This is a genomic window from Mycolicibacterium komossense (genome assembly GCF_025822605.1).
Taxonomy (GTDB): Bacteria; Actinomycetota; Actinomycetes; order Mycobacteriales; family Mycobacteriaceae; genus Mycobacterium; species Mycobacterium komossense.
The window spans coordinates 64,208-90,111 of sequence record NZ_JACKTY010000051.1; the positions used below are offsets into that span (position 1 = coordinate 64,208).

24 protein-coding genes are annotated in these 25,904 nt (G+C 66.6%); 16 read left to right on the top strand and 8 right to left on the bottom strand.

Annotation, left to right across the window (positions count from 1 at the left end; genetic code table 11):
• Window positions 1-26 precede the first annotated feature (26 nt).
• Together H7J73_RS31995 and H7J73_RS32000 are read left to right on the top strand one after the other, a co-directional pair.
• Window positions 27-920 carry a phosphoribosylaminoimidazolesuccinocarboxamide synthase gene (locus tag H7J73_RS31995; protein WP_264071864.1) on the top strand — a complete coding sequence of 298 codons (894 nt, stop codon included), beginning with the start codon at window positions 27-29 and terminating at the stop codon, window positions 918-920.
• Entirely contained in the window at window positions 917-3,055 is a 2,139-nt protein-coding gene (locus H7J73_RS32000) for a S9 family peptidase (protein ID WP_264071865.1), read from the top strand. Before H7J73_RS31995 ends, H7J73_RS32000 begins: the two co-directional genes overlap by 4 nt.
• 54 nt (window positions 3,056-3,109) lie before the next feature.
• On the opposite strand, the gene H7J73_RS32005 is transcribed toward H7J73_RS32000, so the two are convergent.
• The gene (locus tag H7J73_RS32005; RefSeq protein WP_435405623.1) at window positions 3,110-4,735 is read right to left on the bottom strand and encodes a DHA2 family efflux MFS transporter permease subunit; all 1,626 of its coding nucleotides are present in this window, start codon (window positions 4,733-4,735) and stop codon (window positions 3,110-3,112) included.
• 81 nt (window positions 4,736-4,816) lie between these two features.
• Here H7J73_RS32005 and H7J73_RS32010 point away from each other — a divergent pair, with 81 nt between their 5' ends.
• The 3 genes from H7J73_RS32010 (at window position 4,817) to H7J73_RS32020 (ending at window position 7,809) form a co-directional block, all read left to right on the top strand.
• On the top strand, window positions 4,817-5,305 hold the full coding sequence (locus H7J73_RS32010; protein WP_264071866.1) for a glutathione peroxidase: 489 nt from the start codon (window positions 4,817-4,819) through the stop codon (window positions 5,303-5,305).
• A gap of 65 nt (window positions 5,306-5,370) precedes the next feature.
• Entirely contained in the window at window positions 5,371-6,075 is a 705-nt protein-coding gene (locus H7J73_RS32015; RefSeq protein WP_264071867.1) for a DUF2334 domain-containing protein, read from the top strand.
• Window positions 6,076-6,156: 81 nt separating this feature from the next.
• Window positions 6,157-7,809, top strand: a complete 1,653-nt coding sequence (locus H7J73_RS32020) for an FAD-binding dehydrogenase (RefSeq protein ID WP_264071868.1) — start codon at window positions 6,157-6,159, stop codon at window positions 7,807-7,809.
• Between the two features lie 9 nt (window positions 7,810-7,818).
• On the opposite strand, the gene H7J73_RS32025 is transcribed toward H7J73_RS32020, so the two are convergent.
• Window positions 7,819-8,412, bottom strand: a complete 594-nt coding sequence (locus H7J73_RS32025; RefSeq protein ID WP_264071869.1) for a hypothetical protein — start codon at window positions 8,410-8,412, stop codon at window positions 7,819-7,821.
• 8 nt (window positions 8,413-8,420) lie between these two features.
• Window positions 8,421-9,077 (bottom strand): MBL fold metallo-hydrolase, encoded by a 657-nt coding sequence (locus tag H7J73_RS32030; RefSeq protein ID WP_264071870.1) that lies wholly within the window; start codon window positions 9,075-9,077, stop codon window positions 8,421-8,423.
• 30 nt (window positions 9,078-9,107) lie between these two features.
• Between H7J73_RS32030 and H7J73_RS32035 the strand changes: the two genes are divergently transcribed.
• The 3 genes from H7J73_RS32035 to purQ are packed head-to-tail and all read left to right on the top strand — an operon-like array spanning window position 9,108 to window position 10,769.
• On the top strand, window positions 9,108-9,806 hold the full coding sequence (locus H7J73_RS32035; protein ID WP_264071871.1) for an ATPase: 699 nt from the start codon (window positions 9,108-9,110) through the stop codon (window positions 9,804-9,806).
• 43 nt (window positions 9,807-9,849) lie between these two features.
• Window positions 9,850-10,098, top strand: coding sequence for a phosphoribosylformylglycinamidine synthase subunit PurS (gene purS / locus H7J73_RS32040; RefSeq protein ID WP_264071872.1), 249 nt, complete (start codon window positions 9,850-9,852; stop codon window positions 10,096-10,098).
• Window positions 10,095-10,769: a phosphoribosylformylglycinamidine synthase subunit PurQ gene (gene purQ, locus H7J73_RS32045; RefSeq protein WP_264071873.1), complete on the top strand. Its 675-nt coding sequence runs from the start codon at window positions 10,095-10,097 to the stop codon at window positions 10,767-10,769. Before purS ends, purQ begins: the two co-directional genes overlap by 4 nt.
• Window positions 10,770-10,825: 56 nt before the next feature.
• Here purQ and H7J73_RS32050 read toward each other — a convergent pair whose 3' ends face one another.
• Complete coding sequence (locus H7J73_RS32050; protein WP_264071875.1) at window positions 10,826-11,623, bottom strand: family 1 encapsulin nanocompartment shell protein; 798 nt, start codon at window positions 11,621-11,623, stop codon at window positions 10,826-10,828.
• A complete protein-coding gene (locus H7J73_RS32055; RefSeq protein ID WP_264071876.1) occupies window positions 11,620-12,654 on the bottom strand; it encodes a Dyp-type peroxidase in 1,035 nt (344 codons plus the stop codon). The genes H7J73_RS32050 and H7J73_RS32055 overlap by 4 nt, the downstream gene beginning before the upstream one ends.
• A 50-nt stretch (window positions 12,655-12,704) precedes the next feature.
• Between H7J73_RS32055 and H7J73_RS32060 the strand changes: the two genes are divergently transcribed.
• The 5 genes from H7J73_RS32060 to H7J73_RS32080 are packed head-to-tail and all read left to right on the top strand — an operon-like array spanning window position 12,705 to window position 19,638.
• Complete coding sequence (locus H7J73_RS32060) at window positions 12,705-13,988, top strand: M18 family aminopeptidase (protein WP_264071877.1); 1,284 nt, start codon at window positions 12,705-12,707, stop codon at window positions 13,986-13,988.
• Entirely contained in the window at window positions 13,985-14,335 is a 351-nt protein-coding gene (locus H7J73_RS32065; RefSeq protein ID WP_264071878.1) for a VOC family protein, read from the top strand. The genes H7J73_RS32060 and H7J73_RS32065 overlap by 4 nt, the downstream gene beginning before the upstream one ends.
• Before the next feature lie 54 nt (window positions 14,336-14,389).
• The gene (locus H7J73_RS32070; RefSeq protein ID WP_264071879.1) at window positions 14,390-15,592 is read left to right on the top strand and encodes a cation:proton antiporter; all 1,203 of its coding nucleotides are present in this window, start codon (window positions 14,390-14,392) and stop codon (window positions 15,590-15,592) included.
• Between the two features lie 10 nt (window positions 15,593-15,602).
• Window positions 15,603-17,900, top strand: coding sequence for a phosphoribosylformylglycinamidine synthase subunit PurL (gene purL, locus H7J73_RS32075; protein WP_264071880.1), 2,298 nt, complete (start codon window positions 15,603-15,605; stop codon window positions 17,898-17,900).
• A gap of 4 nt (window positions 17,901-17,904) precedes the next feature.
• Complete coding sequence (locus H7J73_RS32080; protein WP_264071881.1) at window positions 17,905-19,638, top strand: alpha/beta hydrolase; 1,734 nt, start codon at window positions 17,905-17,907, stop codon at window positions 19,636-19,638.
• A 41-nt stretch (window positions 19,639-19,679) separates the two neighbouring features.
• Here H7J73_RS32080 and H7J73_RS32085 read toward each other — a convergent pair whose 3' ends face one another.
• Window positions 19,680-21,122: an alpha/beta hydrolase-fold protein gene (locus H7J73_RS32085; protein WP_264071882.1), complete on the bottom strand. Its 1,443-nt coding sequence runs from the start codon at window positions 21,120-21,122 to the stop codon at window positions 19,680-19,682.
• A gap of 58 nt (window positions 21,123-21,180) precedes the next feature.
• On the opposite strand from H7J73_RS32085, the gene H7J73_RS32090 reads away from it, so the two are divergent.
• On the top strand, window positions 21,181-21,813 hold the full coding sequence (locus tag H7J73_RS32090; protein WP_264071883.1) for an Rv0804 family intramembrane glutamic endopeptidase: 633 nt from the start codon (window positions 21,181-21,183) through the stop codon (window positions 21,811-21,813).
• Window positions 21,814-21,816: 3 nt separating this feature from the next.
• On the opposite strand, the gene H7J73_RS32095 is transcribed toward H7J73_RS32090, so the two are convergent.
• Window positions 21,817-22,242: a PPOX class F420-dependent oxidoreductase gene (locus H7J73_RS32095; RefSeq protein ID WP_264071884.1), complete on the bottom strand. Its 426-nt coding sequence runs from the start codon at window positions 22,240-22,242 to the stop codon at window positions 21,817-21,819.
• Between the two features lie 225 nt (window positions 22,243-22,467).
• Between H7J73_RS32095 and H7J73_RS32100 the strand changes: the two genes are divergently transcribed.
• Both H7J73_RS32100 and purF read left to right on the top strand, forming a co-directional pair.
• Window positions 22,468-22,872, top strand: coding sequence for a sterol carrier family protein (locus H7J73_RS32100; RefSeq protein WP_264071885.1), 405 nt, complete (start codon window positions 22,468-22,470; stop codon window positions 22,870-22,872).
• A 155-nt stretch (window positions 22,873-23,027) separates the two neighbouring features.
• On the top strand, window positions 23,028-24,587 hold the full coding sequence (gene purF, locus H7J73_RS32105; protein ID WP_264071886.1) for an amidophosphoribosyltransferase: 1,560 nt from the start codon (window positions 23,028-23,030) through the stop codon (window positions 24,585-24,587).
• Window positions 24,588-24,596: 9 nt separating this feature from the next.
• Here purF and H7J73_RS32110 read toward each other — a convergent pair whose 3' ends face one another.
• Window positions 24,597-25,901, bottom strand: a complete 1,305-nt coding sequence (locus tag H7J73_RS32110) for a DUF2867 domain-containing protein (protein ID WP_264072026.1) — start codon at window positions 25,899-25,901, stop codon at window positions 24,597-24,599.
• Window positions 25,902-25,904: the final 3 nt, after the last annotated feature.

The window sequence follows — 25,904 nt, forward strand, 5'->3', positions numbered from 1 at the left end:
CGTCGTGGGGCCGATAGGCTGACGCGGTGCGCCCTTCCCTGTCTGATTACCAGCACCTCACCAGTGGCAAGGTTCGCGAGCTGTATCGGATCGACGACGACACTCTGCTGTTCGTCGCATCCGACCGCATCTCGGCCTTCGACTACATCCTCGACACCGAGATACCCGACAAGGGTCGAATCCTGACGGCGATGAGTGTGTTCTTCTTCGACCTCGTCGAGGCGCCGAACCATCTCGCCGGGCCGCCGGATGACCCCCGCATCCCCGACGAGGTGCTGGGCCGGGCACTGGTGGTCCAACAGCTGAAGATGCTTCCGATCGAATGCGTGGCGCGCGGGTACCTCACCGGGTCAGGGCTGATCGACTACCAGAAGACCGGCAAGGTCTGCGGCATCTCACTGCCCCCGGACCTGGGGGAGGCCAGTAAGTTCGCCGAGCCGCTGTTCACCCCGGCCTCCAAAGCCGAGATCGGGCTGCACGACGAGAACATCACCTTCGCCGATGTCGTGGACCAGGTCGGCACCGTGCAGGCCAACCAGCTGCGGGACCGTACGCTGCAGATCTACGTGCAAGCCGCCGATCATGCGCTGACCAAGGGAATCATCATCGCCGACACCAAATTCGAGTTCGGCTCAGATGCGCACGGCAATCTGCGACTTGCCGACGAAGTCTTCACCCCCGACTCGTCGCGGTACTGGCCCGCCGACACCTATCGGCAAGGCGTGGTGCAACCCAGCTTCGACAAACAGTTCGTCCGTAACTGGCTGACCAGTCCCGAATCGGGCTGGGACCGCTACGGCACCCAGCCGCCGCCACCGCTGCCGCCGGACATCGCCGAAGCCACCCGGGACCGGTATATCGAAGCGTACGAACGAATTTCGGGACTGAGCTTCAGCGAGTGGATCGGACCGACACGATGACCGAGATTTCCCAGCCGCCCGTCGCCAAGCGAGTCGACAGTCGCCGCGAGTTCCACGGTGATGTCTTCAACGACCCGTACGAATGGTTCCGGGACAAGTCCGACCCCGAAGTGACGGCGTATCTGGAGGCCGAGAACGCCTACGCCGACGCCGTAACCGAGAATCTGGAGCCGTTGCGGCAGAAGATCTTCGACGAGATCAAGGCACGCACCAAAGAGACCGATCTCTCGGTGCCGGCCCGTCGCGGCGACTACTGGTACTACGCCCGCAGCTTCGAGGGTAAGCAGTACGGACTGCAATGCCGGACACCGGTGCAGGATCCCGACGACTGGAGCCCGCCGCTCTTCGACGAGAACACCGAGGTTCCCGGCGAACAGATCCTGCTCGACGAGAACCTCGAAGCGGAAGGTCACGAGTTCTTCGCGCTCGGTGCGGCCAGCGTCAGCCTGGACGGCAATGTGTTGGCGTACTCCGTCGACACCACCGGCGATGAGCGATACACATTGCGATTCAGGAACTTACGCACCGGAGAGAACCACGACGACGTGATCGCCGGGATCTCCGCCGGTGTCACCTGGGCGACCGACAACCAGACCGTCTACTACCTGACGGTCGACGACGCCTGGCGTCCCGACACCGTCTGGCGCCACCGGCTCGGCGCCGGGTTGCCGGCGCAGAAGGTGTACCACGAACCCGATGAGCGGTTCTGGCTCGGCGTGGGTCGCACCCGCAGTAACAAGTACCTGATGATCGCGGCGGGTTCGAGCATCACCTCCGAGGTGTTCTACGCCGACGCCGACGACCCCGACGCCGAATTCGTCAGCATCCTGCCGCGACGCGAGGGAGTCGAGTATTCCGTCGAGCATGCGGTGGTGGGCGGGGAAGACCGATTCCTGATCCTGCACAACGACGGTGCGGTGAACTTCACGCTGACCGAGGCGCCGGTCGCCGACCCAGCCGACCAGCACACCCTGATCGCCGGGCGAGATGACGTCCGGCTCGACGGCGTCGACGCATTCGTCGGTCATCTGGTGGTCAGCTATCGCAGCGAGGCACTGCCCCGGATCCAGCTCTGGCCGATCTACGCGACCGGTCAGTACGGCGCGATCGAAGAGCTGACGTTCGAATCCGAGCTTACGGCTTCAGGTTTGGGTGGAAACCCGAACTGGGATGCGCCGCGGCTGCGGATCGCCGCCACCTCGTTCATCACCCCGGTGCGGGTCTACGACATCGACCTGGCCACCGGGGAGCGGATTCTGCTGCGCGAGCAGCCTGTGCTCGGTGACTACCGACCGGCGGACTACGTCGAGCGCCGAGACTGGGCGGTCGCCGAAGATGGTGTCCGCGTGCCGATTTCGGTGATCCACCGGGCGGACGTCACATTGCCCGCGCCGACTCTGCTGTACGGCTATGGTGCCTACGAGTCCTGCGAAGATCCGCGGTTCTCGATCGCGCGGCTCTCTCTGCTGGACCGCGGGATGGTCTTCGCGATCGCCCATGTCCGCGGCGGCGGTGAGCTGGGCAGGTTGTGGTATGAACACGGCAAGCTGCTGCAGAAGCGCAATACGTTCACCGATTTCATCGCTGTCGGACGGCATCTCGTCGATGTCGGGATGACGCGTCCACAGAATTTGGTGGCGCTCGGCGGCAGCGCCGGCGGTCTGTTGATGGGTGCGGTGGCAAACCTGGCGCCGGAACTCTTCGCGGGCATTCTGGCGCAGGTCCCCTTCGTCGACCCGTTGACCACGATCCTCGATCCGTCGCTGCCGCTGACTGTCACGGAGTGGGACGAGTGGGGAAACCCCTTGGAGGACAGCGACGTCTACGCCTACATGAAGTCGTACTCGCCGTATGAGAACGTCGAAGCCAAAGATTATCCGGCGATCCTCGCGATGACCTCCCTCAACGACACCCGGGTGCTGTACGTCGAGCCGGCGAAATGGGTTGCCGCCCTGCGGCATACCAAGAGCGATACACATCCGGTGCTACTGAAGACCCAGATGAGCGCCGGTCACGGTGGCATCAGCGGTCGCTACGAGCGCTGGAAGGAAGTGGCGTTTCAGTATGCGTGGATTTTGGACGCCGCGTCGACGATGCCGCCGAGGGACGAGGCGGTTGAGGAGCAAGGCAATTGAACCGAGCCGCGTCGACGATGCCGCCGAACGGATCGCACTGATGTTGCCCGACGGCTAGTGCGCCAGCACAGGTGCAGGCGCCTGGCCCGGTAGCGTCTGCACGGGTTTCTTCGGCAGGAACGACGCCGGGATGAAGACCAGCGCCACCAGGCCCACCGCGACCGCGAACACCACGAAGTACGCCTGCGAGAGGTCGTGGGTGAGTGACTGCAGGAACCCGGGTGCCTGCACCTGCGGCGGCAGCGCCGCGGGATCGGGCGGACGACCTGTCCTGGCGGCCTGTTCCTGAAGGGCCGCAACCTTATTGGCGGCGACGATGTTCTCGCTGCGGTTGAACTGGTTGGTCAGGATTACCGACATCAGTGCAGTTCCTACCGAACCGGCTACCTGCTGGTTGACGTTGATCAGGGTTGAGCCGCGCGCCACCTGCGACGGGCCCAATGCCTGGATGGCTGAGCCCGACAGCGGCATCATGGTGGCGCCCATGCCCATTCCCTGAATTGCCAGCCCGATCAGGAGCAGTGGTAGATAGTCGGCCTGCTTCCACACACCGAAGGCGAAAACAGCCATACCCGTGGCGATCAGCGTGATCCCGACCAGAATCACCTTGCCGGGGCCGCGTTTGTCCATGAACCGGCCGGCAATCGGCATGGTGGACATCGCGCCGAGGCCCTGCGGGATCAGATGTAGGCCGGACTGTAGGGGGCTCTGGTGCAGCAACTGCTGGAAGTAGCTCGGCGCCAGCAAGCCGGCGCCGAAAAATGCTGCGGCGAAAAGGAACATCGACGTGTTCGCCAATGCCACGACCCGGTTCTTGAAGAGTCGGAGGTCGATCAGAGGGTGATCGGCCCGGTACAGCGCATGAAAGACGAAGCAGGCGATCAATAGCATCCCGATTGAGGCGGGTAGCCACACATGCTTGTCGGTCACCGTGCCGCGGCCCGGTATCGACGAAACTCCGTAGAGGAATGTGGCCAGGCCGGGTGACAGCAGCAGCACCCCGATGATGTCGAGCGACTCGGCCGGTGCCGGTTGGTCTTTGGGGAAGATGACCGCCGCCAGCACCAGTGCGATCACGGCGATCGGCAGGTTGATCAGGAAGATCCACTGCCAGCTATAGGAGCCGATCAGCCAGCCGCCGAGGATCGGTCCGCCGATCGGGCCGAGCAGCATCGGGATTCCCAGCACGGCCATCAACCGGCCCAGCCGTCTCGGGCCGGCTTCTCTGGTCAGGATCGTGAAGGTCAGGGGCATCAGCATGCCGCCACCGATGCCCTGGATGACGCGGAAGGCGATGAGCAGCGTGATGTTTGGCGCCATGGCGCACAACAGAGAACCGGCGGCGAAGAAGAAGATCGAACCCATGAAGAGCCGCTTGGTGCCGAATCGGTCGGCCGCCCAGCCGGTCAGCGGGATCACGGTGGCCAGGGCCAGCGTGTAGGCCGTCATCGTCCAGGCCACCACCGCCTGGGTCGACGCGAACTGTGCGATGAACGTGCGCTGCGCGACGCTGACGACGGTGGTATCGAGGATGGCCATCACCGCGGCCAGCACGCAGACCCCGGCGATCTTCAGCAGACCGACGTCGAGATTCTCGGGATAGTCGTGTTCGGGTGGCGAGTCCTGGACCGGCGGCGGGCCTGACGCGGTGCGAGCTCGTGGATTGTCTGACCGGTGCACCACGCAGCTAAGGATAACCGTTTGATTAGCCGGCCAACCTAACTGATCTTGAGGGCCAAGGGTGGTGTTAGCGTCAGCCGTATGAGCCTGACCGATATCGCGCTGACCACCCTCGACGGCAAGCCCACCTCGCTGGCGGAGTATGCCGACCGCGCCGTACTGATCGTCAACGTGGCCTCGAAGTGCGGTCTGACACCGCAGTACACCGCGCTGGAACAACTCGCCCGCGACTATGGCGACCGCGGACTGACGGTGATCGGCGTGCCCTGCAACCAGTTCATGGGGCAGGAACCCGGCGATGCTCAGGAGATCCAGACCTTCTGCTCGACCTCCTACGGTGTCACCTTCCCGTTGCTGGCCAAGGCCGAGGTCAACGGCGCCGACCGGCACCCGCTCTACGCCGAACTGACGAAGATCCCGGACGCCGGCGGCGAGGCCGGTGACATTCAGTGGAATTTCGAGAAGTTTCTCGTCGCGCCCGGCGGCACCGTGGTGAATCGCTTCCGGCCGACGACGGTTCCCGACGCACCCGAGGTCATCGGCGCCATCGAGGCTTTGCTGCCCAGCTAGACCCCTTAACCTGCGGTCCGGGTGTCCGCAACCGTCCCGACATCTGCAATTGCGACACTGGCGCTGTGATGGGGCAACTGATCGTCTCGGTCTCTGGCATCAGTGACCGGACGCTGTCCGACGTCGACGAGTTCTGCGCGCGGCTCGGCGAGCGGTCGGTGCCGGTATCGCTTTTGGCTGCGCCCCGGCTCAAGGGTGGATACCGACTCGACCGTGACGCACCGACCGTGCAGTGGCTGACCGATCGCCGCACCGGCGGTGACGCGATCGTGCTGCACGGTTACGACGAGGCCGCCACCAAGCGTCGGCGCGGCGAGTTCGCCACCCTCCAGGCTCACGAGGCCAATCTGCGTCTGATGGCCGCCGACCGCATTCTGGAACACCTTGGCCTGCGGACCCGGCTATTCGCCGCCCCGGGCTGGTCGGTGTCCCCGGGGGTGGTGACAGTGCTGCCGCGCAACGGTTTTCGGCTTCTCGCCGGATTGACCGGGGTCACGGATCTGGTCCGCGGCACCACGGTGCGCGGGCGGGTGCTCGGTATCGGCGAAGGGTTCCTCTCCGAGCCCTGGTGGTGCCGGACGCTGGTGATGTCTGCCGACCGCAGTGCCCGTCGGGGCGGAGTGGTACGGGTGGCGGTCGCCGCTCGCCAACTGCGCCATCCCGGGCCGCGGCAGGCGATGCTCGACGCGGTCGATCTGGCGTTGATGCACGGCTGCGAGCCGGTTGTGTACCGCTGGTTGCCGGACTCGGCGCTGCAAGACGCCGCGTGAAAAATGCAGCGTGAAAACACAGCGTGACAGACCCCGCATAACCGATCCCAGTCACAGGCAGGGTCGCTAGCGTGTAGCGCCATGGATGCTGACGTCATCGTGGTCGGAGCAGGGCTGGCAGGGCTCGTCGCTGCAGCTGAGCTCGTCGAACAGCCCAAGATGGCGGGAAAACGGGTGCTGGTCGTCGAGCAGGAGAACACCGCCAACCTGGGCGGACAGGCCTTCTGGTCGTTCGGCGGGCTGTTCTTCGTCGACAGCCCCGAACAGCGCAGGATGGGCATTCGTGACAGCCACGAGCTGGCGCTGCAGGACTGGCTGGGGACCGCCGCGTTCGACCGCGACGAGGACTTCTGGCCGCGGCAGTGGGCGCACGCCTACGTCGACTTCGCGGCCGGGGAAAAGCGCAGCTGGCTGCGTGATCGTGGGCTGAAGATCTTCCCGCTGGTCTCTTGGGCCGAGCGCGGCGGCTATGGCGCCCGCGGGCCCGGCAACTCGGTGCCACGGTTCCACATCACCTGGGGTACCGGCCCGGGATTGGTGGAGATCTTCGCGCGCCGCGTCCAGAACAGTCCGATGATCCGCTTTGCGCATCGCCACCAGGTCGACCAGCTGATCGTCGAAGGCGGTGCGGTGGTCGGGGTGCGCGGCACCGTGCTGGAACCGTCGACAGCCGCCAGGGGAGTGGCATCGTCGCGTAATGCTTTGTCGGAGTTCGAATTCCGGTCTTCGGCAGTAATCGTCACCAGTGGCGGGATCGGTGGCAATCCCGAGCTGGTCCGGAAGAACTGGCCGGCGAGCATGGGGCGCGTGCCCAATCAGCTGTTGGCCGGTGTGCCCGCCCATGTCGACGGCCGGATGATCGGCATCACCGAATCAGCTGGAGCGCGGGTGATCAACCGCGACCGGATGTGGCATTACACCGAGGGCATCACCAACTACGACCCGATCTGGCCCAATCATGGCATCCGGATTCTGCCCGCCCCGTCGTCGTTGTGGCTCGACGCGACCGGCAAGCGCCTGCCCGGACCGCTGTATCCCGGCTTCGACACGCTCGGCACGCTGGAATATATCGCGAAATCCGGTTACGACTACACCTGGTTCATCCTCAATAGCAGGATCATCGAGAAAGAGTTCGCCCTGTCCGGGCAGGAGCAGAACCCGGATCTGACCACCCGTAGCATCCGCAAGGTGCTCGCCAGGGTACGGCCGGGAGCGCCGCCGCCGATCCAGGCCTTCGTCGACCGCGGCGTCGACTTCGTCAGCGCAAACACGTTGCGCGAGTTGGTGTCCGCGATGAACGAGCTGCCGGACGTAGTGCCACTGGAGTACTCGTCAGTGGAAGCCGAGGTCACCGCTCGTGACCGCGAGGTGGCCAACGGTTTCAGTAAGGACGGCCAGATCACGGCGATTCACGGGGCCCGCGCCTACCTGCCCGACCGGGTGGCCAGAGTAGTGGCGCCACATCGGCTGACCGATCCGAAGGCCGGCCCGCTGATCGCCGTCAAGCTCCATATTCTGACCCGAAAGACGTTGGGCGGCTTAGAGACTGACCTCGACTCCCGGGTGCTTACCAGCGGCGGCGCAGCACTGCCCGGACTGTATGCAGCGGGCGAGGTCGCCGGTTTCGGTGGTGGCGGCGTGCACGGCTACCGGGCGCTGGAGGGCACCTTCCTGGGTGGGTGCCTCTTCTCCGGCCGCGCGGCCGGCCGTGGTGCGGCGGCGGATATCAGCTGAGACGGACAATCAAGGCAGGTCGATGGTCGTCGTGACCGACACCAGCTGGGGAACCGTCGGGGCCGAGGAGAATCCGAATCGCACCGGCGGGTTCAGATCAGCCAGCCCGTCCAGGCTCGCGCCACGAAACTCGCCGGTCAGCTCCGCGATGCGGTGCGTGCGTCGCACCCCGTAGAACTCGCGCCTGCCGTGGCCGGCCGATCCCGCGGTGTGCACACCGGGCATCAACCGCCCGGCAACCGGGTTGATCGCGCGCAGCCACAGCGGCGCGATGGCAATCGGGCCCGGGACCAACCTCAGCAGCCAGTCGAACGCCGCGGGGCCGCCGACGCGGCAGGTGGCGTCGAGCTCGGGTCCTGTGACGCTGAACGTCGTCGCAGTCTGCTCGACTGTCACCGGCCCCAGTACCACGCCGTCGAACGAGTAGGTGGCGGAAACGAATTCGGCGACCTCGGCACTGGGCGCCAACAGGATTCGCTCGCCGTCGGAGGTCTCAACCATCACGTCTGCGAAGCGGCCGAACGGCGACGTCGACCACGACCCGACGACCATCCGGACCCCGGCACCGGAACCGAATCCCGCGATATGGCCGGTGAACGTCACCCTCCCCGCTAGGCGAACGATGTCGAGCCTTCCTCTTGCAGCACCTGGAAGTCGGTGTCAGTCATCTCCGTCAGCCGTCCGTAGTAGATCCCCCTGGCCTCGGGCGCCACGACGCCCTGGTGGATGGGGACCGCGTGGGTGGGTGCGACGGCGCGCAGATAGTCGACGGCCTCGGAAATCTTCATCCACGGTGCGGCTGCCGGGGTGGCCAGCACCCGCACCGGCTCGTCGGGAACGAACAGCGCGTCGCCGGGATGCATCAACTGCGCCGGATGTGTCGAATCACCGATCAGATACGAAATGTTGTCGATCACAGGGATTTCCGGGTGGATGACGGCGTGGCGCCCGCCCACCCCGCGGATGGTCAGACCGTCCACGGCCAGCTGATCGCCGACGTGCACCGCAGTCCAGGCGTCCCCGAGCTGGGCCGCAGTCTGCGGATCGGCGTACAGCGCTGCCCCCGGGTTTGCCGCCACCAGGGCGGGCAGCCGGGCCGGGTCGGCGTGATCGGGATGCTGGTGCGTGATCAGGATCGCCGACAGCCCCGTGATGCCCTCGAAGCCGTGCGAGAAGTTGCCTGGGTCGAAGAGGATGGTGGTGGCGGGCCCGAGAGGCCGGCCGAAGCTCGCCATAAGGCACGAATGACCGAAATGCGTCAAGTCCATGCCTACGATTGTGCGCTCAGGGGGTGCGTCATGGTTCGGGACATCCTGCGGGCGATCGCGCGAGTGGGCGTAGCGGGGCTGGTGATCGGCGCCGGACTGGTCTTCGCGCCGTCCGCGACAGCCCTGCCGCAGACCTGTCCGCCGAACTGCGACCAGATCCCCGCGGGCGCCTGGCCCGCACCGTCGTCGATCCCGCTGAACGATGACGCCCACTGGCCTCTGCTGGCCGGCGTCGCCGTCTCCGCTCCCGCCCCCCACTTTCGCTTCGAAGAGTTCTGCGGCACCCCGCGGCTGCCCGACGACCCGCGGGCGTATGCCGTGGCCGAGAAGGCGGCGCCCGCCCGGCCCGCCGGGCTGTGGCAGCTGCAGGCCCAGATCATGCATTGGCGCGGTGACACGTCGGCCGGCGGGCAATCGGCGCAGTCGGTGTTCAACGCGGCCAACGTGGCACTGCGGCTCTGCCCGGTGACGGCGCCGCAGTTCACCGTGACGTTCACCACCGATGCCATCGACCGGATGGCCGCGGTGCTCACCGGCCCCGGGGGCTTGGTCGTCCACCAGTACGTGTTGTCTCACCCCCAGAGCAGCACGGTGAGCGAACTGGTGCTCTGGAATACCCCCGTTGCCGGGGTGTCTGCGCAGGTGCCGTGGCCGAGTGTGGTCGACGCCGGGGTGTTCGACGCGATGTCAACGCCTCTGTGCGAGGCCTACCTGGCCTCGTGTGGGTAGAGTGACCAGGTAATTCTTGCGCCCAAAAGACAAGGAGCCACGCGTGGCCCGGGTGGTTGTACACGTGATGCCGAAGGCCGAGATTCTCGACCCGCAGGGACAGGCCATCGTCGGCGCCCTGGGTCGGCTGGGGCACGGTGGTGTTTCAGATGTCCGACAGGGCAAGCGCTTTGAGCTCGAAGTCGACGACAGTGTCAGCGACGAAGCGCTGACCGAGATCGCCGAATCCCTGCTGGCCAACACCGTCATCGAGGACTTCACGGTGAGCAGGGAAGCAGGGGATCTGCAGTGACGGCCCGGGTAGGGGTGATCACCTTTCCCGGCACGCTCGACGACGTCGACGCCGCTCGCGCAGCCCGACTGGTCGGTGCCGAGTCGGTCAACCTCTGGCATGCCGATGCCGATCTCAAAGGCGTCGACGCGGTGATCGTTCCCGGCGGTTTCTCCTACGGCGACTACCTGCGCTGCGGGGCGATCGCCAAGTTTGCGCCGGTGATGGGCGAGGTCATCGCCGCTGCCGGCCGCGGCCTGCCCGTGCTGGGCATCTGCAACGGTTTCCAGGTGCTCTGCGAGGCGGGTCTGCTGCCCGGCGCGCTGACCCGCAACGCGGGGCTGCATTTCATCTGCCGCGATGTCTGGCTGCAGGTGGCCTCGAACTCGTCGGCGTGGACCAGCCGTTACGAGCAGGGCGCTGATCTGCTGGTGCCGCTGAAGTCCGGCGAGGGCCGTTTCGTGGCCTCCGATGCGGTCCTCGACGAGCTCGAAGGCGAGGGGCGGGTGGTTTTCCGCTACCGGGACAACCTCAACGGCTCGATGCGCGATATCGCCGGGATCAGCTCGGCGAACGGCCGCGTCGTCGGCTTGATGCCGCATCCCGAGCACGCCACCGAGGCACTGACCGGTCCTTCTGATGACGGGCTGGGAATCTTCTACTCCGCGCTGGACGCGGTACTCGCTGCCTGAGCGGATTTGGGCGTGCCTGGTTGCGATCACCGCGACGGGGCACGCCCAAATCACTGCTACGGGCTGAGCGCCACCGAGGCCTCGGCGGTGTAGCACAGGAATGTCAGGGTTTCCTCGAGGTACAGCTGCACGGTGTCGGCGTCGTGCGACAGGTAGCCGATCGAGACATCGGTACCCAGCTGCAGGTCGAAGTCCCCGCCGCGGGTGCTCAGCACGAAGGCGCCGTCGATGGCAGGAGCCCAGATGATGTCACCGTCGACGAGCCGGTTGAGGTGCTCGCGGATCGGATAACCGTGCGCGGTGGTCTCACTGACCTGCGTGTAGACATCGGCCGACAGCAGCACCGAGTACGGTCCGTCGACACCGGCCAGACGCAGCTCCGACAGCGCCTGGGAGATCACGTCGGGAATCTCCTTGGGGTCCGACGGCAGCGCAAGCGCCGGGTTGGAGCTGGACTTGCGGATACCGCCGATGGATGCGGCCTCGTAGCCCTCGAAGATCGCACGGTCTTCGGCGAAGGCCAGCTTCTTGGCGGCATCCTTGACCGGATCCCAGTCGGAGTCCTGCGAGCCGCGCTCGACGTCGTCGATATCGCTGCGGTTCACCGTGAACGGCACCCGCAACCGGACCAGCGGCTGCGCCTGCCTCAGGTTCGCCACCACACCTTCCCCAGGCGGGGCGACGTCGATCAGGTGGCCGGTACTGATAGCCGCTGTGGCCGGACCGCCGGGCTCGCTCACGTCGACGACGCGGCGACCGGCGATGTGCCGCTTGAACGTTCGAGTCGCCTCGGTTTCGATCTCGGACCAGGCGGCCTCGGTGATCGGGGCCAGATCGCGATAGAGGTTGTTCATTGCGGTTGTCCTTTCAGACTGCCGATCGCCAGTGCGCCCGCTGCGGGCGCGGCGACGGGGTCAACGGATGCGGGGGGTGCGAGGAGTTCGGCTGCGTCGGGCATGGGCGGTGGGTCGTCGAGAAAATCGATGGTCGGAGTGAAGAACAGGCCGCCGGTGACCGCGGTGGAGAAATCCAGGATGCGGTCGGTGTTGCCGGGCGGATCGCCGATGAACATGTTGCGCAGCATCCGCTCGGTGACGGCGGGGCTGCGGGAGTAGCCGATGTAGTAGGTGCCGAACTCCGCCTTGCCGAGTTCGCCGAAGGGCATGTTGTGCCGGACGATCTTCAGCTCGTTGCCGTCGGCATCCTCGATGACGTTGAGCGCCACGTGCGAGTTGGCAGGTTTCTCGTCATCGTCCATCTCGATGTCCTCGAGCTTGGTGCGGCCGATCACCTTCTCCTGGTCGTCGACCGTCAGCTCTTCCCAGGCCGTCATGTTGTGCAGGTACTTCTGCACGTGGACGTAAGAGCCGCCGGCGAAGTCCGGGTCCTCCGCGCCGATCGCGGTGGCGCTCGCCGCGACGACGCCGGTGGGATTCTCGGTGCCGTCGACAAACCCGAGCAGATCGCGGTTGTCGAAGAATTTGAAGCCCTGAACCTCGTCGACGACGGTAACCGCGCCGGACAGCGAATTCAGGATGCGGTGAGCCAGCTCGAAAGCGAAGTCCAGTGATCTCGACTTGATATGGAAGAGCAGATCGCCCGGTGTTGCCGGGGCCTGGTGGCGACCGCCGTCGAGTTCGACGAACGGATGTAGGTCAGCGGGCCGGGGTCCGGCGAACAACCGGTCCCAGGCGTCGGAGCCGATCGAGGTGACCAGCGACAGCAACTTGGCGGGGTCGCGGAAACCGGTCGCGCGTACCAGACCGGACAGGTCCGCGAGGGCGTCATGCACTGCTTGCTCGCCACCGTCGTTGATGGTGGCCACCATGAATATGGCTGCCGGCGTGAGCGGTGACGTCACCGCTTGAGGCTGTGGAGCAGGCACGATCAGACCCTAGCGCCAAAGCTGTCCGCGATCTGGATAAGGATGTCCATATGTCCGCTACAGCACAGGGTCTGTGTGAATTCATCGACGCATCCCCGTCGCCGTTCCACGTCTGCGAGACGGTGGCGCAGCGGTTGAGAGCCGTCGGCTATCGCGAACTGTCCGAGTCGGCAGTGTGGCCGGGGGCCGGCCGATATTTCGTGCTGCGCGCCGGATCGCTGATCGCGTGGGACAGCAGCGATGCCCCGGGCACATCGTTCCGGGTGGTCGGCGGCCACACCGACAGCCCCAATCTTCGCGTCAAACAACACCCGGACCGCTCGATCGCCGGCTGGAACGTGGTGGCACTGCAGCCGTACGGCGGGGCGTGGCTGAACTCCTGGCTCGACCGCGATCTGGGGCTGTCCGGGCGGCTTTCGGTGCGGCAGCCCGATCTCGACGGTGGGATCGCGCACCGGTTGGTGCGGATCGACGAGCCGATCCTGCGGGTGCCGCAGCTGGCCATCCACCTGTCCGACGACCGCAAAGGCGTCAGCCTGGACCCGCAACGGCACGTCAATGCGGTCTGGGGCTTGGGGGACACGCCGCGCTCGTTCCTGGGCCACGTCGCCGAACAGGCCGGGGTCGATGTCGCCGACGTGCTGGGCTTTGACCTGATGACCCACGACCTCAACCCGTCGGCGGTCACCGGCGCGCGGGGAGAGTTCGTCAGCGCACCGCGATTGGACAACCAGGGCACCTGCTACGCCGGGCTGGAAGCCTTCCTGGCCGCCGAACCACGCGGGTTCGTGCCGGTGCTGGCACTGTTCGACCACGAGGAGGTCGGCTCGACCTCCGATCACGGGGCGCAGTCGGATCTGCTGATCACCACCGTGGAGCGGATCGTGCTGGCTTCCGGCGGCACCCGCGAGGAATTCCTGCGCCGGCTGGCGGGCTCGGTCGTGGCGTCCGGCGATATGGCGCACGCCACCCACCCGAACTATCCGGAGCGCCACGAGCCCAACCATCTCATCAGGGTCAACGGCGGACCGGTGCTCAAGGTGCACCCGAATCTGCGCTACGCCACCGACGGCCGTACCGCCGCGGTATTCGAGTTGGCCTGCCGTCAGGCCGGGGTGCCGCTGCAACGCTACGAGCACCGCGCCGACCTGCCCTGCGGGTCCACCATCGGGCCGATGACGTCGGCGCGCACCGGAATCCCCACCGTCGACGTCGGCGCCGCCCAGCTGGCGATGCACGCCGCGCGCGAGCTGATGGGCGCCGCGGATGTCGCGGCCTACTCGGCGGCATTGCAGGCGTTTCTGTCGCCGGATCCCTCTACAGTCGCGCCATGAACCTCTCCGTCGAAATGATCACGTTCGACTGTTCGGACCCCGACGCCCTCGCCAGCTGGTGGTCTGATGCGGTCAGCGGAACGGTGAATGCCGTGGCACCCGGCGAATTCGTCGTCGTCTCACGGGACGCGGGCCCGCAGTTGGCCTTTCAGCGTGTCGATGACCCCACGCCGGGCAAGAACCGGGTGCACGTCGATTTCACGTCCACCGATGCGGAGGCCGACGTGGCCCGTCTGGTCGCGCTCGGCGCCACCGAAACGGGTCGCCATGACATGGGTGGCGGGATCCGCTGGGTGGTGCTCGCCGATCCGGCGGGCAATGCCTTCTGTGTGGCTGCCGGGCACTAGCCGGAAATCTGGGCCCCTCTGACAGCGTCAGCTGTCGCTGGCAAGATCACGCCCGTGCTGCTGTCACTGGTCTTGATCTCCCTCGTCGTGGCAGGGTGGGCCCTGTCAGCCCAGCGACTCGACCGGTGGCGCATCACCTCGCCGCTGTTCCTCGTTCTCACCGGCGCGATCGTCGAGTACAGCACCCACGGTTCGCTGGCCGACACGCTCAACTCGGACACCGCCCAGCACGTCGCCGAGATCATCCTCGCGGTCTTGCTTTTCGTCGACGCCAACGAGATCCGCACCGGCGTGCTGGGTGAGCGCCCCCACTCGGCTGTCCGGCTGCTGTTCATCGCACTGCCGCTGGCAGTGGGAATTGCGGTCGCCCTTGGTCTTTGGCTGTTACCGGGGATGTCACTGGCAACGGTGGTGGTGATCGCGTGCGTCGTGGTGCCGATCGACTTCGCTCCGGCGAGGTTCATCATGCGGGACAAGCGGGTGCCCAGCCGGGTCACTGACCTGCTCAACGTCGAGGCCGGATACAGCGACGGCATCGTGTCGCCGGTCTTCGTCTTTGCGCTGGCGGTGGCGGACCCGAATGAGGAGGCCGGCTCCGTGTGGCACCAACTCACGAGCGCGATTCCCCATGCCGTGATCGCCATCGTCATCGGGGTGGCCATCGGCGCAGGCCTCGGACTGGCGGCGAACTTTGCCGAGCGCAAGGGGCTGATGACCGCACAGTCCAAACGGATCATCGTGGTCGCCGCCCCTGCGCTGACCTACACGCTGAGCCTCTGGGCGGAGGGCAACGGATTCGTCGCGGTATTCGTCTGCGGTATCGCCTATCACTACTTCCGCCACTCCCAGGAGCACGAGCGCGAACTCGAGCTACTCGACGACATCAGCTTTCTGCTGATGGCCGCGATGTGGTTCGTCTTCGGCGGAGTCGCCCTGCTCGCCTACTGGCGTGGCGGACTGACCATCGGGCTGGTGGTGTTCTGCCTGCTGGCGTTGACGCTGGTGCGGATGCTGCCGATGCTGGTGGCGACGCTCGGGTCGCGGTTCTCCTGGCCGGAGCGGCTGCTGCTGGGCTGGCTCGGCCCGCGCGGTGCCGCGACCATTGTGTTCGGCCTGTTGGCGTTCAACGTGCTCGACGACCCCGCCGAGACCGTCATCCTGCAGACCATGGTCGTCGTGGTGCTGGGCAGCGTCTTGATGCACGGCATCGGCGCCCGGGCAGCTGCGCATGCGTTCGCCCGCTCACAAAGCGAATAAACTGTCTCCCGTGACATCCGCGCACTCGCACGAAGTCGATACCGTCGGGCGCGCCGCAGCGTCGCCCGAGCAGCCACAACCATTCCGTGAGCTCGGGCTCAAGGATGACGAATATGACCGGATCCGGGAGATCCTCGGTCGCCGTCCCACCGACGCCGAGCTCGCCATGTACTCGGTGATGTGGAGCGAACACTGCTCCTACAAATCCTCCAAGGTGCACCTGCGCTATTTCGGCGAGACCACCACCGACGAGATGCGGGCCGGCATGTTGGCCGGGATCGGCGAAAACGCCGGTGTCGTCGATATCGGCGACGGCTGGGCGGTGACGTTCAAGGTCGAGTCCCACAATCACCCGTCCTACGTCGAGCCATACCAGGGCGCGGCCACCGGCGTCGGCGGCATCGTCCGCGACATCATGGCCATGGGCGCGCGCCCGGTCGCGGTGATGGACCAGTTGCGCTTCGGTGCTGCCGATGCCCCCGACACCCGCCGCGTGCTCGACGGCGTGGTCCGCGGCGTCGGCGGTTACGGCAACTCGCTGGGCTTGCCCAACATCGGCGGCGAGACTGTGTTCGACGCCTCCTATGCGGGCAACCCGTTGGTCAACGCGCTGTGCGTGGGCGTGCTGCGCAAGGAGGACCTGCACCTGGCCTTCGCCTCCGGCGCGGGCAACAAGATCATCCTGTTCGGCGCCCGCACCGGGCTCGACGGCATCGGCGGGGTGTCGGTTTTGGCGTCGGAGACCTTCGGCGGTGACGAGGGCGAAGGCCCCGGCCGCAAGAAGCTGCCGTCGGTTCAGGTCGGCGATCCCTTCATGGAGAAGGTGCTGATCGAGTGTTGCCTCGAGCTGTACGCCGCTGGGCTGGTGATCGGCATCCAGGATCTTGGCGGTGCCGGATTATCCTGTGCCACATCGGAACTCGCGGCTGCGGGTGACGGCGGAATGTCGATCGAACTGGAAAAAGTCCCGCAACGCGCCAAGCACATGACCCCGGCGGAGATCCTCTCCAGCGAATCGCAGGAACGGATGTGCGCTGTCGTCGCGCCGGAGAACGTCGACGCCTTTATGGCGGTGTGCCGCAAGTGGGAGGTGCTGGCGACCGTCATCGGTGAGGTCACCGACGGCGACCGGCTGCACATCACCTGGAACGGTGAGACCGTCGTCGACGTGCCACCGCGGACGGTCGCGCTCGAAGGCCCGGTCTACCACCGCCCGGTGCAGCGTCCCGACACCCAGGACGCGCTGATCGCCGACACGTCGGCGAAGCTGCCGCGCCCCGGCACCCCCGACGAACTGCGCGCGACAGTGCTTGCGCTGCTGGGCAGCCCGCATCTGTGCAGCCGGGCGTTCATCACCGAGCAGTACGACCGCTACGTGCGCGGTAACACCGTGCTCGCCGAACACGCCGACGGCGGTGTGCTGCGCATCGACGAGGAGACCGGTCGTGGGATCACCCTGTCGACCGACGCCTCGGGCCGCTACACCCAACTCGACCCGTACACCGGCGCGCAGCTGGCACTGGCCGAGGCCTACCGCAATGTCGGTGTCACCGGCGCTGTTCCGGTGGCCGTGACCAACTGCCTCAACTTCGGCTCACCCGAGGATCCCGGGGTGATGTGGCAGTTCTCGCAGGCGGTCCGCGGGCTCGCCGATGGCTGTGCGGCACTGGGCATTCCGGTCACCGGCGGTAACGTCAGCTTCTACAACCAGACCGGCTCGACGCCGATTCTGCCGACTCCGGTGGTGGGTGTGCTCGGCGTGATCGACGATGTCGCCCGCCGCATCCCGACTGGGTTGGGCAACGAGCCGGGCGAGACGTTGATCCTGCTCGGTGAGACCCGCGACGAGTTCGACGGCTCGATCTGGGCGCAGGTCACCGCCGATCACCTAGGCGGTGTGCCCCCACGGGTCGACCTGGACCGCGAAAAGCTGTTGGCCGAGGTGCTCGCCTCGGCATCACGCGACGGTCTGGTCTCTGCCGCCCACGACCTGAGCGAAGGCGGCCTGATGCAGGCGGTGGTGGAGGCGGCCCTGGCGGGCGAAACCGGCTGCCGACTCCTGCTCCCCGACGGTTCGGACCCGTTCGTCGAACTGTTCTCCGAATCAGCGGGCCGCGTGCTGGTGGCGGTCCCGCGCACCGAGGAGAGCCGCTTCCGGGCGATGTGCGAAGCCCGGGGCCTGCCGGCCACCCGCATCGGTGTCGTGGACCAAGGGTCGACGGGCGTCGAGGTCCAGGGACAGTTCACGATTCCGTTGGCCGAGCTCCGCAGCACGTGGGAGGGCGTGCTCCCGAGCCTGTTCGGATAGCCAGGTGACGACGTCACAGGCCGCGCCGGTCCAGCGGCGCGATCGGCGGCCGCTGCTGGATTGGGCCTGGGGCCTGGTGCGGCTGGACTTCGTGGGTGTCGGTTTCGGGACGTTGTTCTTCTGCCTGTCGCTGACGCCCTCGCTGTTACCGCGGGACTGGCTGTACGCCGGTCTGATCGGCGGCATCAATGCGGCGATCGGCTACGGACTCGGGGTCGCGATCGGAAAACTATTCCGACACTTCGTGTTACGCGGACGGTCCTGGTGGCCGCCCGATAAGAAGGTGTTGTACCGGCTCAAGGCGGCCGTCGTGGTGTTGTCGATCGTGGCCAGCGTGCTGATCGTCATCCCGGCTGCTGCCTGGCAGCGGCAGGTGTCGGCGCTGCTGGGTATGGAGGGCCCGGCTACTACCGGCTACTACCGCACGCTGATCGTTGCTTTGCTCGCGGGCGGGGCATCGGTCGGGGTGGCGCGGGTGGTGCTCGATGCGATCAAACTCCTCGCCCGGGTGCTCATCCGGCGCTGGCACGTCAACGACGAAGTAGCGCTGTTCATCGGCACGGCGGTGGTTGCGGTGCTGATCATCACGCTGATCAACGGCGTGCTGGTGCGGGGCTTCCTGGCCGGCGCGAGTCGGGTCTTCCAGCCGCAGAATTCCACCACCCGCGACGGTATCGAACAGCCTGTCTATCCGCAAAGATCAGGCAGCCCAACATCTTTCGCACACTGGGACACGCTGGGCTATCAGGGGCGCAACTTTGTCGCCTCCGGTCCGGACGCAGCCGAGCTCACCGCGGTGAACGGGACACCCGCCAAGGAGCCCATCCGGATCTACGCCGGATTGCAGACCGCGGACACCGATGAGGCGCGGATGGCGGTCTTGGACAGCGAGTTGCAACGCACCGGCGCCTTCGACCGGAAGGTGCTGGTGATCATCCCGACGACCGGGACGGGCTGGGTGGATCCCATTGCGGCGCGGGCGATCGAGACGATGTACAACGGGGACACCGCGTTGGTCGGCGTGCAGTATTCGTATCTGCCGAGCTGGATTTCGTTCCTCGGCGATCAGCAGCGCTCGATGAACGTCGGACGCCTGCTGGTCGACACCGTGCACGACCGGTGGCAGCAACTGCCGCCGGAGCGGCGGCCGAAACTGGTGCTCTACGGCGAGAGCCTGGGGTCGATGGCCGGGCAGGGCGCATTCGGCTACCTGCCCGATATCACCAGGATGGGCTTCGACGCGGTGTTGTGGGTGGGCCCGCCGAATGCGAGTCCGCTGTGGAGCGCACTGGAGCAGCGACGGGATCCGGGCACCCCGCAGGTACGGCCACGCTATGACAACGGCCGCACCGTCCGGTTCGTCAACGGCCCCGATATCGCGCAGATTGCCGCGTCGCCGTGGGAGGGCACCCGGGTGCTGTTCGTCCAGCATCCGTCGGACCCGATCGTGTGGTGGTCACCGGATCTGCTGTTCAGTCGTCCCGACTGGCTGGTGCAGCCACCGGGCTTCGACCGGACCACGTCGATGCGCTGGTATCCGATAGTGACGTTCTGGCAGGTGGCTGCCGACATGACCAACGCCGCGGGAATGCCCGGCGGGCATGGTCACAACTACGGTTTGTCGGTGCTCGACGGCTGGGCGGCGGTCGCGCCACCGGATGGATGGACTGCAGGCGATACCGAACGGGTGCGCGCTGCGCTGGAGAAGTCGGCGGCCGACCACGGCCCGGAGTACTGAGGCCGGCGATGCGCTTCCGGCATCTGCGGGCGACAAAACCGCTAGCTCACCGGCGGCGTCGTCTGGGGGGTGTGGATCTGACCGGCGAGCCAGGGCAGTGCGTCGGAGAACGCCTGCGCAGCGAACTGCCACGTGTGGTAGCTGACCAAGGTGTGCACCGAACACGAGATACCCACGGCTGTGCCGACAGCGCAGAGGTCCTCTGCCGCGCCCGTCTCGTCGGTGTCCTTGAAATCGTCGTGACCGCCGAAACCGAGCGGCGAATTCGGCTGAGGTCTGTTACCGAACTGTGGCGAACCGGACTTGTCGGTCTGCGGCGTCGCGGTGTCCTCGAACCAGCCGGAGACCCCGACATAGGGGCCGTGGGCCTTCATCACCGTGGCCGGGTCGAAGGCCGCCCACAGCTGTGCGTTACCGCCGTAAAGCCGGTCGATGGTCTGGTCCTTGGTACCCGCGGTAGGGCCGTGATCACCGGCGATGTCGACGAACGCGCTGAAGAGGTCCGGATGCATGACCGTGAGATCGATGGCACACGTGCCGCCCATCGACCAGCCCATCACACCCCAGTTCGCGGCCTGTGAAGACGCACCGAATTGTGAGATCACGTAGGGCCGAACGTCTTTGGTGAGGTGGTCGGCGGAGTTCCCGCGGGGTCCGTCGACGCACTCGGTGTCGTTGTTGAACCGGCCGCCCGAGTCGACGAAGACGAAGATCGGTGCCACGCCGGCGTTGTTGTGCGCATAGCTGTCGATCACCGGCATGATGTTGCCGCTGCGCATCCAGTCCGCCGGGGTGTTGAACTCTCCGGCGACCATCATCACGACGGGCAGGGTCGGCGGTGTGGGCCCGGCGAACCAGGCCGGCGGTAGATACACGTACTCGTTGCGGTGTTTGAAACCGCTGGCGGTATCCGGAATGGTGACCTCGACCAGCTTGCCCGTCGACGGCGACGTATTGCGCAGTCCCGGTAGCGAAGCCAGATCGGTCTGGTTCGGTAGCGGACCAGCCGTCCATGCGCCCCAGGCGGACTGCACGCTCGGGTAGTAGCCGACCCAACGGTTGAGCTCCACCAGCGTGGCCACCAGAGCCAGCGGAATCAGCACCAGTGACAGCGCGCGCCGCCACCACCGTGACCCCCGCCAGCCGAAGATCGCGATCGCGATGGCGGCGGTGAAGACCGCCACCCAGATCCACAGCTCAAGTGGTGCCGGATCCGAGGCCAGGCCTTGGGCATTCATGTAGGCCCGTGCGGCCAGCGCGCCGACGACGCCCAGACCCACGCTGAGTGGGATCCACAGCGCCCGCCAGCGCCGGGTGCGCCAACCGATGACGGCCAGCAGGGCGATGACGGTGACGATCTCGATGGTGATCGGCAACCATCCGCCGAGCAAGGAGACCCCGTGATGAAAATTGGGCTTCGTCAGCAGCTGCGGTACTGGAGTCGGAAGCGGCGGCGGCATCGGCGTCGTTGTGTCTGGAGGCACAGCCGATATTTTCGTCGGCGTCCCTGTGAGTGCGATGTGTGCCGCTTATTGTTGCGGCATGGACGGCAGGCCGATTGCCCTTGCGGGCCTGCTCGTCGGATACAGCGCCACGGCGGGGTTGGCGATACCGGGGCGACGCCACCCAATTGTTCAGGCGGCGTTGGGGAGCGCGTTGGCTGCACTGGCCGGTGCGCAACCCGGGCTCGACGGTGACGAACTGCGGTCCGGTCTCGGATTCGGGATGGCCGCGGCGGCTGTGGTGGCCGCGGGAGTGGGCGTCGGTGCCGCGATCCCCGCCGTCCGTGCCGGTATGGCTGCCCGTGCGCTGCCACGGCCCGCCTGGAAGTGGCTGCTGGTCGACATCCCGATCGGCACGGTCTGGGCCGAGGAGGCGAGCTACCGCGGAGCTCTGGAAACAGTGGCTGCCGGCGCCTACGGGCCGGTTATGGGCCGGCTGGTGCAGGCGGTCGCGTTCGGGCTGTCGCATGTTCCCGACGCGCGAGGTGCGGGCGAGCCGGTGCTTGGCACAATCGTGGTCACCGGCACGGCCGGGTGGATATTTGGTTGGCTGGCAACATCTTCCGGCAGCCTCATCGCGCCTGTGCTGGCTCACCTTGCGATCAACGAGGTAGGTGCGGTGGTCGCGCTGCTGGTGCAGCGGCGCCGCCAACTGGCCGCCGCCGGCTGCTGACCGTCAGACGGTCCGACTGTCCGCCTTGAGTAGATGTGATTCGGTCTCGGTGTCGTCGATGCCGAAGCTGATGATGCGACGCGGCGTGATCCGGATGATCGCGGTGTCGAGCCGGTCGCCATTCGGTTCGACAGTCGCGTCGGCCACCTCAGCCTGTTCGGCGGTGCCGCGGATCTCCAGACACCGTACCCGCCACGGGTCCCGTGACGCGATATCGTCGACGACGAAGGCAACGACGTTGTGGGAGCTGAGGTTTCGGAACTTACGGCTCCGCGACATGTGGTAGCCGGCGATGTCGATGGTGCCGAGCTGTTCGTTGTAGCTGAAGCCGACCGGGCTGTTCTGCAATGTACCGTCGGGCGCCATCGTGGCCAGCCTTCCGATATCGGCGGTCTTCAGATACTCGATTTCGTGGGTTTTGAAAGACATCACCCCACGGTAGGACGTGAACTAAGGTTGAGGTCAATACTTCCCCGCCCGGCCGAACGCATCGGTACTCAACGATGGCGCGGCGGCCATCTCGTCAGCCGAAACATGCTGCGCGGCAGCATTGTTCGATGAGGCGACCGATATGTACCCGTTGCCGGCCCTACCTGGACCACGCCAGCGGGCCCATACGGCGCCGCCCCGGCGTCCGTTCTGGGAAACTAGGGCATGGCCGCTCGCAGCACCGCCGATCCGGCAAAGACCCGCGCCGCTGTCCTCGCCGTCGAAGGGTGGTTACGCGATGCAGACAGCGCGGCGCCCGCGCGCACCGAGATCGCGGAGGCCGTGCGGCTGACTGCACGGACCCTCGCCGCGGCGGCACCCGGAGCCTCGGTGGAGGTCCGGGTACCGCCATTCGTGGCGGTCCAGTGCATCGCCGGACCCCGGCACACCCGCGGCACCCCGCCCAACGTCGTCGAAACCGACCCGAGGACGTGGTTACAACTGGCGACCGGCCTGACCACGATCGACGATGCAGCCAGGTCGGGAACCCTGGCGTTGTCGGGGTCCCGGGCAGGTGAGATCGGAGCCTGGCTGCCGTTGGTTACGCTGCTCGATCGACCGATCAGCTGAGACCTGGCCCGGGTCGGTAATGCGCAGGTGAGGCGACACACCGCCGACACGCGGGAACAGAGACACCCGACACACCGTTGGATGACGTACATACCGGTGGGTAACCGTAGGATGAACACAGTCAGCGAACCGCGTCTAGGGAGCAGCCCCCAATCGTGACTGGCCAATCGATAGACCAGCAGGAAGAACCGCCCCGCGAAGAATGCGGCGTATTCGGAGTCTGGGCACCCGGCGAGGAAGTCGCCAAGCTCACGTACTACGGCCTCTACGCCCTGCAGCACCGCGGCCAGGAGGCCGCAGGTATCGCCGTCGCCGACGGATCACAAGTCCTGGTGTTCAAGGATCTGGGCCTGGTCAGTCAGGTATTCGACGAGCAGACGCTGGCCGCGATGGAAGGCCACGTTGCCATCGGGCACTGCCGCTACTCCACTACCGGCTCCACCACCTGGGAAAACGCGCAGCCGGTGTTCCGTAACACGGCCGCAGGCACCGGCGTCGCGCTGGGCCACAACGGCAATCTGGTCAACACCACCGAGCTGGCCGCCCGCGCGCGTGATGCCGGACTCGTCGGGATGCGGGGAGCCGCCGCCGCGACCACCGACTCCGACATCCTCGGTGCTCTGCTCGCGCACGGCGCTGCTGACTCCAGCCTGGAACAGGCTGCTCTGGAGCTCCTGCCAACCGTCCGCGGCGCGTTCTGCCTGACGTTCATGGACGAGAACACCCTGTACGCGGCACGTGACCCGCACGGTGTGCGGCCACTGTCGCTGGGGCGCCTGGACCGCGGTTGGGTTGTCGCCTCCGAGACCGCGGCGCTCGACATCGTCGGCGCCTCGTTCGTCCGCGATATCGAACCGGGTGAACTGCTGGCCATCGACGCCGACGGCGTCCGCTCGACGCGGTTCGCCAACCCAACGCCGAAGGGGTGCGTCTTCGAATACGTGTACCTCGCTCGGCCCGACAGCACGATCGGTGGCCGGTCGGTGCATTCGACCCGGGTGGAGATCGGCCGCCGGTTGGCCAAGGAACGGCCCGTGGACGGCGATATGGTGATCGGCGTTCCCGAATCCGGCACCCCCGCCGCGGTCGGCTATGCGCAGGAGTCCGGGATCCCGTTCGGGCAAGGTCTGATGAAGAACGCCTACGTCGGGCGCACCTTCATCCAGCCGTCGCAGACCATCCGGCAGAACGGTATCCGGCTCAAGCTCAACCCGCTCAAGGAGATGATCCGCGGTAAGCGGCTCATCATCGTCGACGATTCGATCGTCCGCGGTAACACCCAGCGTGCGCTGATCCGCATGCTGCGCGAGGCGGGCGCTCTGGAGGTGCATGTCCGCATCGCGTCGCCGCCGGTGAAATGGCCGTGCTTCTACGGCATCGACTTCGCGTCGCCCGCCGAGCTGATCGCCAATGCCGCCAACGCGGACGGCGACGGCGCGCAGAGCGAGATGATCGAGGCCGTCCGGCACGCGATCGGCGCCGACACGCTCGGGTACATCTCGCTGGAGAGCATGGTCGGTGCCACTGAACAGCCCCAATCCCGGTTGTGCTGTGCATGTTTCGACGGGAACTACCCCATCGAGCTGCCCAGCGAGACCGCCCTCGGCAAGAACGTCGTCGAGCACATGTTGTCCAACGCTGCCCGCGCCAACGCGGCACCGGTTGGCGTGCTCCAGCCCGACAACGACAACGCCTCCGCGCTGCGCCGCCCGTAACCGCTTGGGCTACACCAGGAGTCGATTCACCCGTCGGCGCAGCAGGTTCCGGCGGACCGGCCAGACCGTCACCGCGTAGATCCGCCCGGCCAAGCCGCGCGGACACAAGGTGGCTTGCTGATGCACGTCACTGCCGCCGTTCTCGCGTGCACTGACCCGGATATCGAGCCAGGCGTCGCCGGGTAACCGACCCCGATCCCGCAGGCGCACAGAGCAATTGGTATCAGTGGACTGGACGTGCCAACGCCCGTCGTCCGATCGGGCGGCGGCTGCGAAGACCTGCTCCGGACCGGTCGACGTGGTGGCCGACACCGTGTCGGTGAGCACGACTTCGCCGGACCAGGCCGGGTCGGTCGGCAGCGCTCCGGCCGGGGTGGGCGAATCCCAGGTCGGGCTGAACTGGCCGCGGTTGTGCTGATCCAGGGCCAGTTCGACCGACTCGCGGTAGGGCGTGAGACCGTCGGGCGGAGCCGCGATCACCGTGTCGATATCGTGCTCGTCGGCCACCGCATCGACGTGCAGAGACTCCACCAGCGGCCGGGCCAGACCTGCCGGGATCGGCGTCACCAGGCCCACCCACCAGCTCGCGATGGTCGGTGTCAGGAACGGCAGGACCAGAATGCGACGCCGGCGCAACCCCGCGACGTTGGCGTAGATCTGCATCATGTCGCCGTACTCCATCACGTCCGGTCCGCCGATATCCCAGGTCCGCGACTCGGGCACCGCGGCGGTCGCCGCCTCGGCCAGATAATGCAGCACATCACGGACCGCGATCGGCTGGATCTTGTTGTGCACCCACTTCGGTGTGGTCATCACGGGCAATCGATCGGTGAGATGGCGGATCATCTCGAACGACGCCGAGCCGGAGCCGATGACCACGCCGGCCTGCAGAACGATCGTCTCGATACCCGAGTCGATGAGGATGTCGCCCACCGCGGTACGCGACTGCAGATGCCGCGAGAGCTCGACCCCCGACGGATGCAGGCCGGACAGATAGACGATCCGGCCGACAGCGGCCCTCTTCGCAGCGATCACCACGTTGTTGGCGGCGTCCCGTTCTGCGGCGACGAAATCGTCCGAGGTACCCATCGCGTGCGCCAGGTAGAAGACCACATCGCAATCGTCGAACGCGGTGGTCAGGGAGTCAGGGTCGGTGAGGTCGCCCCGGGCCACCTCGACGTCGTCACGCCAGGGGACATCCGACAACTTGTCCGGGGTCCGTGCCATCGCCCGGACCTCGTGCCCGCGAGCAAGCAACTCCGGGATCAACCGGCTACCGATATACCCGGTTGAACCGGTGACAAGACAGCGCATGGT